This is a genomic window from Streptomyces sp. NPDC005070 (assembly GCF_053600395.1).
In genome coordinates this window covers 1-1,063 of the sequence record NZ_JBSFZS010000587.1, presented here as the reverse complement: position 1 = coordinate 1,063, position 1,063 = coordinate 1, and the positions used below count along the sequence as shown (strand labels likewise).

1 pseudogene is annotated in these 1,063 nt (G+C 67.0%); it reads left to right on the top strand.

Going from position 1 to position 1,063, the window contains the following annotated elements:
• A pseudogene (locus ACWEBX_RS41370) lies at nucleotides 1-210 on the top strand (hypothetical protein); the annotation flags it as partial.
• Nucleotides 211-1,063: the final 853 nt, after the last annotated feature.

Below are 1,063 nucleotides of genomic sequence, written 5' to 3'. Positions count from 1 at the left end.
CGCGAACGTGGCACCCGCCGAGCTGCCCCGCTGCGGATCGACGGGCGCCGTGGGGACTGGAGCGGCATTGAGGTGCTCTGGCTGGCCGGAGACCTTCGCGATGACGACTTCGAGGACCGCTTCATCGACGACGTCATCGTCGCCGACATCGGTGAAGGCACCGATGGCTGGGAGTTCAACGGAAGCTCGTACGCGGTCGAGCTCAGGTAACGGCTGTGTCCGGCCCGGACCTGGGCGGGGTTGGGGCCGCTGGACGCTGCCAAAAGATGGGTAAGTCTGGCCGTTGGCTGCGGCCGTATGCATCCAAGTCACCACGGCCAGGAGGCGATGAGCCCGGCTCCGGTCCTGCGGCACACCCGTACACCGCGCAGCCGGCGAGGAGATTCACTCACGCAGGTCGTATGCGACCAACCCCTCGAACCCCCGCTGCTCCTGGTCTCATTGGGATCCTGCCCGGGAGCGGCCGGTACCCAAACAGCGAACGCCCTTCGAGGAGGTCGGCCCGAGACGGGAGCCCGGAGGCAGTGATCGACTCGCTGCTCGGGCGACACAGTGCTGCAGCCCGGCCGCCAATGAGGATCGGTGGCCATCCCAGGCAGAGACTGCGTGGCATGGAATCTTCACGCGAGGCCCAGCAGTCAGAATGATCAACTGTGCTCGGTGGGAACCTGGTGCGTGATACCCGGAACCCACGCTGCGCGCGAAGCAGGAATACGGTCAGCGGGGGCTCGGCGGTGGCGGCGGGGGTGGGGCCGGCGCCCGCGGCGGCTTCTGGTTACCTGGTCCTAGAGCCTGCCCCAGGGGAGGTCCCAGTTCCTCATCCTCGATGAGGTTCTCGGTTGGGTCGTCGACGTCGTCGGCCGTGGAAAGATTCTCTTTCGAGCGCTTCCCGGCTGCCCGATTCTCTTCCACCGACCTACCGCCCCGGCTGTCTCCCACCTAAGCCTCCGTTGTGCCGAAATGCCGCAGATACCATTCAACGGGACTGTAGCATCGGGGCACTTGGTGAACTGAGCGCCTCAGGGCGCTGTTTCGCTCCCGGGGGGTGGCCGGCGCCGGCCAC